This is a genomic window from Clostridium sp. HV4-5-A1G, from assembly GCF_900184915.1.
Taxonomy (GTDB): domain Bacteria; phylum Bacillota; class Clostridia; order Clostridiales; family Clostridiaceae; genus Clostridium_B; species Clostridium_B aromativorans.
The window spans coordinates 1-7,916 of the sequence record NZ_FXYI02000170.1; the positions used below are offsets into that span (position 1 = coordinate 1).

At 31.8% G+C, this 7,916-nt stretch carries 8 protein-coding genes and 1 pseudogene; 8 read left to right on the plus strand and 1 reads right to left on the minus strand.

Annotation, left to right across the window (positions count from 1 at the left end; genetic code table 11):
* The 7 genes and pseudogenes from J5G60_RS14890 to J5G60_RS14920 form a co-directional block, all read left to right on the plus strand.
* The coding region (locus J5G60_RS14890; protein WP_207876564.1) for a sigma-70 family RNA polymerase sigma factor at nucleotides 1–297 on the plus strand (297 nt) is incomplete at its 5' end.
* A complete protein-coding gene (locus tag J5G60_RS14895) occupies nucleotides 298–1,515 on the plus strand; it encodes a DUF4179 domain-containing protein (RefSeq protein ID WP_150358718.1) in 1,218 nt (405 codons plus the stop codon).
* 132 nt (nucleotides 1,516–1,647) lie between these two features.
* Nucleotides 1,648–2,088, plus strand: a pseudogene (locus J5G60_RS14900) (M28 family metallopeptidase); the annotation flags it as partial.
* 45 nt (nucleotides 2,089–2,133) lie between these two features.
* The gene (locus J5G60_RS14905) at nucleotides 2,134–3,165 is read left to right on the plus strand and encodes a M20/M25/M40 family metallo-hydrolase (RefSeq protein ID WP_150358716.1); all 1,032 of its coding nucleotides are present in this window, start codon (nucleotides 2,134–2,136) and stop codon (nucleotides 3,163–3,165) included.
* The gene (locus tag J5G60_RS14910) at nucleotides 3,156–4,160 is read left to right on the plus strand and encodes a M42 family metallopeptidase (RefSeq protein ID WP_150358715.1); all 1,005 of its coding nucleotides are present in this window, start codon (nucleotides 3,156–3,158) and stop codon (nucleotides 4,158–4,160) included. The genes J5G60_RS14905 and J5G60_RS14910 overlap by 10 nt, the downstream gene beginning before the upstream one ends.
* Before the next feature lie 25 nt (nucleotides 4,161–4,185).
* Nucleotides 4,186–5,157: a M42 family peptidase gene (locus J5G60_RS14915; RefSeq protein WP_328707014.1), complete on the plus strand. Its 972-nt coding sequence runs from the start codon at nucleotides 4,186–4,188 to the stop codon at nucleotides 5,155–5,157.
* A 45-nt stretch (nucleotides 5,158–5,202) separates the two neighbouring features.
* The gene (locus J5G60_RS14920; RefSeq protein WP_150358713.1) at nucleotides 5,203–5,634 is read left to right on the plus strand and encodes a VanZ family protein; all 432 of its coding nucleotides are present in this window, start codon (nucleotides 5,203–5,205) and stop codon (nucleotides 5,632–5,634) included.
* Here J5G60_RS14920 and J5G60_RS14925 read toward each other — a convergent pair.
* The gene (locus tag J5G60_RS14925) at nucleotides 5,631–6,230 is read right to left on the minus strand and encodes a uracil-DNA glycosylase (protein WP_150358712.1); all 600 of its coding nucleotides are present in this window, start codon (nucleotides 6,228–6,230) and stop codon (nucleotides 5,631–5,633) included. The genes J5G60_RS14920 and J5G60_RS14925 overlap by 4 nt on opposite strands.
* Before the next feature lie 168 nt (nucleotides 6,231–6,398).
* Between J5G60_RS14925 and J5G60_RS14930 the strand changes: the two genes are divergently transcribed.
* Nucleotides 6,399–7,541, plus strand: a complete 1,143-nt coding sequence (locus J5G60_RS14930) for a pyridoxal-phosphate-dependent aminotransferase family protein (protein ID WP_150358711.1) — start codon at nucleotides 6,399–6,401, stop codon at nucleotides 7,539–7,541.
* Nucleotides 7,542–7,916 lie beyond the last annotated feature (375 nt).

Here is a 7,916-nt window from a genome sequence, read left to right on the forward strand (position 1 = left end):
TCTATAAATAAGTTAAAAAGTAATAAAAATATTATTTATGTTCATGACTATAATTTATTAGACAAGGATAATAATATTTCAGAAATGGAGTTTAACATATCTAAAAATGTTGACTTATATAATGCTATGGATAATTTGAGTATAAAATATAAAAACTTAATCATTTTAAAATATTTTCAGGATATGACTATTCCTCAAATTTCTAAGCTTTTAGAATACCCGGAAGGCACTGTGAAAGTTTATTTAAGAAGAGCGTTAAAAAAATTAAAAGTTGAATTGGAAAAGGGGTGTATTTAAATGAAGCATGATCCTAAAAATGGGTTTGAAAAAATTGACATATCAAGCAGGCTTGATGATGTAATTAAAAAGTCTATTTCAAAAGCAAAAAGAGATAAAAAAATAAGAACTATAAAACTAAGGCTGATTAAGATTAATGCTGCAATAGCTTCATTGATTATTATTTTCATCAGCAGTGTCAATTTTGTGCCTGCTTTTGCGGAGTCACTAAGTGATGTGCCTGTAATATCATCTATAGCCAATGCTGTACAATTTCATTATGATAAAAATATAGATAGTGCTGTAAATCAAAATTTGTCTCAAAATATAAGTAAAATTCAAAAAGACAAGAATATAAGTATCACTGTTGATAATGTAATTACAGATGATAAAGATATATTTATATTATATACGTTAAATGGAACAACAGCTGATGAGGACATCAAGAATCTTTTATTAGAAAAATTTTCCATAAGTGACAACAATGGAAAAACTCTCTTGAGCAGTGATGATTTTAAATCACAAAGACTTCCGCCTAAGCTGAATAATAAAAATCAAGATAGTCTATCCTTAAGCAACACAAATTATAAATGCATAATTTCATCATTAGGTAATTCTATTGAAAATTACTCCAAAAATAAGAAAACTTTTGGTTCCATAGAATTGATAAGTATAAAGAATATGAAAATACCTGATGAAATAAATTTAATGATTTCAGGTATTACTGAAGCATATAATATGTCTTATTCTAAGGAAGCTTACAATAATTTTACTTCAAAATTCAATAGAGAACCCAAAAATATATCCGGCAATTGGAATTTTGAAATAAAACTTGACAAAAACCTAAAATCACAAAAACCGGAAGAATATGATAATATTCCATTTTCAATTAATAATACTAATTTCACTTTTAAGAGTGTAAAAATCTACCCTACCCATACTGAAATAAGAATACAATTGGGTAAAAACAGTATTGATAAATCTCAATGCAATTCAATCGGAAGAATAGTTGGAGGGGATACCAGCAAGTTACCCTATTTGACAGATGAGAAAGGAAATAAATATAGTATTTCGGGGAATGCTCTGGTAAGCATGGATTCGGAAAATTGTATAAATTTATCATTTGAAAGTCCTTACTTTAACAGAACAAATAAATTGTATCTAGTGATAAATCAACTTAATTACTCAAATGGTGAACCTTATACAAATATAGAGACAACGAAAGTAAAAATCAAATAGTTTTTATTAAAAAATTATAAGTATCCATGAACTAAAAAAAGGAGTAGTGACTAGGTAATACTGTAAATTTAAGAAGTTAGCCCAATACAAGCAGTACTATTTTTGAGATAGCTTTATCATCATAGTAATTATGAATTAAGATTTATTTTCTTTGGTGGTGAAGAATTGGGAGGAGTAGGCTCAAATCATTACATAAAAAATTTATCCTCTAATGATAAAAAAAATATAAAAGCAGTTATAAATATTGATTCAATAGCACAGAAAGGTGGTAGTAAACCATATATATTTACCATAAGTGGAAAGAAAAATTTTGCTGTTACGTTATTAGAAAGAAAGCCTAAAGATATGAATATAAAGAAAACAGATCGTGAGTTTAGCGATTATGTTGCTTTTGATGCAAATAAAATTCCGGCATTGTGTATAGGACAGGCTTATGACAAAAATTTAAAAATAAACAGTCCACAGGATACAATTTCACTTATAGATGAATCAAAGCTTAAGTTAGTTGCAGATACTATTATAAATTCATTATCAAATGATGATTTCTCTTCTGATAACAATTGTCCCTTGTAGTTATGCTATAATTAAATTACCAATATATTTGGCTGGAGGTAGGAAATGGAAGATTTGGATTTTTTAAAAAAAGTTTGTGAAGCCGATGCACCTAGTGGGAGAGAGGATTGGCTGTACTCTATCATAGAAGATGGTTTTAAGGAATTTGGGAATATAACCATGAGCAAAATGAATAATATTTACATATATAAAAAAGGAAAAAGTTCCAGTAAAATAATGATAATGGCCCATGCAGATGAAGTGTTTTTAATGGTAAATGAGATTTCAAAGGAAGGATTTTTAAAATTCAAAGCTGTGGGAATAGATCCTAAAAGTCTTGTATCCCAGGAGGTTGTCATTCATGGGAAAGAGAGGATAAAGGGAATTGTGGCTTTAAAACCCGAATATGAGGATAAAGACAGAAATAAGGTCAAAATGGAAAATTTGTATATAGACACCGGATATAATTTTGATAAATTAAATGATTTAGTCAATATAGGGGATTATATTACTTTAAAAAGAAATATGATTCAGCTTTTAAATGAGAATGTATGCTGTAAAGCCATAGATAATAGGGCAAGTATTGCAGCTATGCATATATGTGCAGCAGAACTCAAAAATGTCACTCCGGACCTGGATGTTTATTTTGTATGCTCCTGTCAGGAGGAAGTGGGACACAGAGGAGCTGGCATGGCAAGCTATGAAATCAAACCGGATATAGGCATAGCTGTTGATGTGACCTTTGATGGAGGAATATTCGGGGATACTGACAGAGAAAATAAATTGGGAGAGGGACCCGTCATATGTATAGGACCCAATGTGCATCCTAAACTTAAAAGCAGGATAATAGAGACGGCAGATAGACATAATATTTCCTATCAAGTTGAAGTGGAGCCGGGAAACACCGGGACGGACGCCTGGGACATTCAGACTGCTGTTGGTGGAATACCCACCCTTTTAATATCTATTCCGATAAAGTATATGCATACTTCTGTGGAGATGGTGAATTTAAGAGATATTAGAAATACGGGAAGGCTTCTGGCCAGGTTTATTCAGGAATTAAAAGGAAATGAATTGGAGGGATTGTTTTGTTTTTAGAAAAACTCTGTAATTCCATGGGACCCTCCGGATATGAAGGTGAAACAAGGAAAGTTATCTTAGATGAGCTGGGAATGTTGACCAAAGATATAAATGTAGATAGAATGGGAAATGTTGTGGTTCATAAAAATAATAGTTCCAATTCTCCTAAAGTAATGGTGATCTCGCATATGGATGAATTGGGGCTTATAATAACAGGTTATAATGAAGATGGAACTTTAAAATTTTCAACTATAGGAAACGTGGATAAAAATTCACTGCCCTGTAAAACTATTCTGATTGGTGATGAAAAAGTATCGGGAATTATAGGAATAAAACCAATACATCTCCAGAACAAGAAGGAAGTAAATGAGAGTTTATCCTGTGAAAATATGTGTATAGATATAGGTGCTTTCAGCAGGAAAGAATGCAGCAAAATTGTTTCACTGGGAGATTTTGCGGTGTTTGACAATCATTTTTGTTATTTTGGAGATGACTATATAGAGGGAAAAGCTCTGGATAGCAGAATAGGTTGTTCCATACTTATGGAATTATTGAAACAGGATTTCAAATGCAATTTATATGGTGTATTTAGTGTACAGGGCAATATAGGGCAAAGGGGAATCTATGGTGCAGCTTATAATATTAATCCAGATGTTGCTATAATTTTAGATGCGATAAATAGTATGGATATGTTAGAAACCCCAGATTATTTAAAAACCATCCAATTGACGGATGGCCCTATTATACCATTTAAAGGGGGAGAGTCAATATTTGACAAAGATATTGGAGAATCTATTAGGAATGAAGCAATTAATAGAGGTATTCCCTATCAAAAAGTTGGAGATACTCAGAAAGAGGGAGAACTTAAGGCAGTCCGTCTTAGTGTGAATGATTGCAAGATTGCGGCTGTACTAATGCCCTGCAGGTATATGAATTGCAATATATCTCTATGCAGTAAAGCTGACTATCAAAATACGTTGGAGTTGCTGAAAAACTATTTGAAGGAATTATAGTATGGTTTAGTTAAAAGGTGGAGGGGTGAGAATTTTGGATAAACTTCTAATAAAATTAATCAATTCTTTTGGAATTAGCGGTAGGGAATATGAAGTTAAGCGGGTAATAAAAGATTATCTAAATAACATAGATCAGAGCGTATATGAGGATGGTATAGGTAACGTAATATTGAAATTAGGATCTGGAGAAATTAAAATTATGTTGTGTTCCCATATGGATTCAGTTGGATTTATAGTAAATCATGTAGATGATAATGGAATGATAAGAGTCAGCAATATAGGTCATTTTAATAAGGAAGATATATCCCACAGTTTTATAAGATTTGAGAATGGCACATTGGGTAAAATATATACTTCTTCCAAAGATATGTTTGTTGATATAGGGGTAAAAGAAAAGGAAGAGGTATTAAAAAAAGTAAAAGAAGGTGACATGGCATTACTCGTAGGACCTTATTTAAATGCAGGGGATAATAATATAATAAGTCCACTTTTACACAGTAAAGTAGGATGTTATATACTTTTGAAACTTATAGAGGAAATTGAAATGGAAGATGGAGTTGAGATTGATTTTGTGTTTGCCTCTCAGGGTGAAGTCGGAGGAATAGGAGCAAGAGCTGCAGCAAGTGATATAGAACCTGATTACTGTATAGTAGTGGGAACTGATAAGGCAAAAAATTCAGAAAAACCGGATACAAATATAAATATGGGAGAAGGTCCTGTGCTCAAGATCATGGATAATTCTCTTATAATGCACAGAGATGTAAAGAATATATTGGAAAATGCAGCCCAGAAGGCAAATGTAAACCTTCAGTACAGCATAAGTACAGACAGATCTGAAGGAGGATTATTGCATAAAGAGAGAATTGGTATAAGAACTGGGGAAATTGCGATACCCTGTAGGTATAAGTATTCTGCTTCAGAAATGATATCTATTGATGACGTGGAAGATACTATAAAGGTATTAAAACATTTGGGGAATTTTAGTAGTCTTCTGTAAAAATGAATATTCGATTAAGGTTATTTAGAAAGGCTTAAATGTGAAATGAGAAAATTTAAGTGGATTTTAGTAGTATTATGGATGATAATAATATTTGCTTTTTCCAATCAGAAAGCAGTTGTGTCAAATGATAAAAGCGAATTTGTTATATATATATTTCAGATGTTAGGGATTGATTTAAATAGTATATTTGGAAACTTAGCCAATTTTGTAGTGAGAAAAGTTTCTCATTTTTTAGAGTATTTAATATTATCAGTACTTATATTCAACGCGGGAAAAGAGAATTTCAAGTTGAAAAAATTAGCTGCTTTTTCACTTTCAGTAATATTTTTGTATTCCTGTTCAGATGAATTTCATCAGCTGTTTGTGTTGGGAAGAACTGCTCGAATGAAAGATGTAATAATAGATACTGCAGGTGGAATGGTGGGATTTTTGATATGTTATTACTGGTACAAAAAAAGGGCTAAAGAGCTCTAAAGGTTATTTAGAGCGTTCTTTAATTTTAGCCAGTCGTTTTTATAGGTAGATTCAAAATTGCTATTTCTATTGTAAGTCAGAGCAGAGGGGTGGTACATAGGAAATATATGTTTTTTAAGCTGTTCATTAAAATAGATATTTCCGTGACACTCTCCTATAGAGTTGAATTCAGTAAATATTTTTAAAGGTGTATTTCCCAAAGTTATAATTATTCTAGGATTTACCAGTTCAATTTCTTTATTCAGTATATCCTTGAACAGTTTTATTTCAGAAATCTTTGGAGTTCTGTTGCTTACAGTTTTTCTTCCGTTTTTACCTTCTTTTATCTTAATAGGCCTGAAAAAACAGCTGTTAGTTATTCGAACCATTTTCCTTTCTAAATTTATTAGGTTTAGGTATTTTTCAAAAGTTTTGCCAGCCATGCCCACAAAAGGTTTACCCCTTTCTACTTCTGTTTTACCGGGAGCCTCACCTACAAATAATACGTCACAGGGAATGGGACCATCTCCTGATATATATCCGCCTATTGGAGACTCCTTGTAATTGTCACAAATTTCTTTAATTTTTTTTCTAAGCCTTTCTTCTATATCATTCATAAAAGATTTCCTTTCTAATATTTTATCAATTATATTTTCTTACATTTTAACATATATATACTTTTTAAATGAAATAATTTATCTACTTTTAGCATAATTGTACCAATACATTTGCAAATAAATATGCTGATGATATAATGCTGTTAAATTGTTTAAGAGGTGATTTTGTTGAAAGTTCCATATATAATGACGCCGGGGCCCACAGAAGTTAGAGAAAATGTGAGGCTGGCTAGAAGTGTGCGATGCACAAATCCTGATTTAGATATTAAATTCTATGATTTTTATAAGGAAACTTGTAAAAAGATAAGTGAACTTTTAAAAACTAAAAATGAAGTTAGAATATTAGGCGGCGAAGGTATGCTTGGTTTAGAGGCTGCCTGTGCCTCTCTCACTGAAAAAGGGGATAGAGTACTTGTAATTGACAATGGAATATTTGGAGAGGGATTTGCAGATTTAATCAAATTGTATGATGGCGAAGTGGTGTTTTTTAAGGGAGACAGGAGAGAAGAAATAAATTTAGAGGATTTAAAGAGATTTTTAGATAAGGACAGCAATTTTAAGTATGCCACGGTTGTGCACTGTGATACTCCATCAGGAGTACTGAATGATTTGTCAAAAATATGTCCTATGCTCAAGGAAAAAGGTATATTGACTCTAGTGGATAGTGTTTCCGCTATGGGAGGTGAAAATCTAGAAGTTGATAATTGGAAAATAGATATAGTTGTAGGAGGATCTCAAAAATGTATTTCAGCACCTCCGGGTCTTTCACTGCTCAGTATCAGTAAAGATGCTTTTTCTGCAATGGAAAGCAGAAAGAGCCCTATAAAGTCTTTTTATTGTAATCTACTGATTTGGAAAAATTATTATGAAGAAAAGTGGTTTCCATATACCCCACCTATAAGTGATATAATTGCATTGAGAACAGCGGTGGACAATATTTTATCAGATGATGGTGTTCTAAAAAGGCATGAAAGAATCGGAAAAAGCATGAGAAAAGCTATTATAGAAGCTGGACTGCATTTGTATACAAGAAATGGATATTCCAATACTGTAAGTGTTATTGAAGTACCGGCAGGTATAGATGAAAAGAAGTTGAGACAATACATGGTGGACAATTTTAATGTTCTGATAGCAGGTTCTTTTGGATATTTGGAGGGGAAGGTGATTAGAATAGGGCATATGGGTGAAAATGCTAGAGAAGATCTAGTAGTCCATACTTTATATTCTCTTCAAAGAGCTTTAGAGCATTTTGGATTCAAGTGTAAATGTGATATGGCACAGTGCTTTTTAAGAGAAATTCACAGTTCATGATGATGAAATTATAAAATAAACAGCACCTAGTGTATCAGCATATGAATGGTATGGAAAAAGCTATTATACAGCAGGAAATATAAGATAAATTGGTTTTAAGGATATATACTGCAGAGAAAATAAAATGAAATATGATAGAATATCAACTGTTGTCACGAAATGAAGCGGCAACATGATAGAATCAATGTTTTTCAATTTTTTATGTTTTAAAAAAATAATAAAAATTCAGAAAAGAACATTGACAAATGTAGTTACAGATGATATACTATAAAAGCTGTCTTAAAGAAGAGCAGGCAGCTTGAGATGATCCTTGAAAATTGAACAGAATAAATATAGGGAAACTTATATGAGAATAAACCAGCAATTCTTTTGAGC